1 protein-coding gene is annotated in these 239 nt (G+C 37.7%); it reads right to left on the reverse strand.

The genetic code is table 11. From position 1 onward, the window contains the following. The coding region (locus SB717_RS39220) for a cold-shock protein (protein ID WP_410908699.1) at window positions 1-137 on the reverse strand (137 nt) is incomplete at its 3' end. Window positions 138-239: the final 102 nt, after the last annotated feature.

Below are 239 nucleotides of genomic sequence, written 5' to 3' on the forward strand. Positions count from 1 at the left end.
TTTTGACCTTCGTCTAACGATTTAAAGCCTTCACTTTGAATAGAGCTGAAATGTACGAATACATCGTCTCCGCCTTCGATTTCGATAAAACCGAAGCCTTTGTCTGCATTAAACCATTTCACTGTACCTTGTTCCATAATATTGCCTCCTGGTGTGGAATATTCCACACTTATATTACTACCCTTGTCCAACCATACTATCTTAAGATGAAAATTTCTATGGAAGAGATTTCTCTTCTC

It is taken from the genome of Priestia sp. SIMBA_032 (assembly GCF_046535215.1).
GTDB classification, from domain to species: domain Bacteria; phylum Bacillota; class Bacilli; order Bacillales; family Bacillaceae_H; genus Priestia; species Priestia aryabhattai.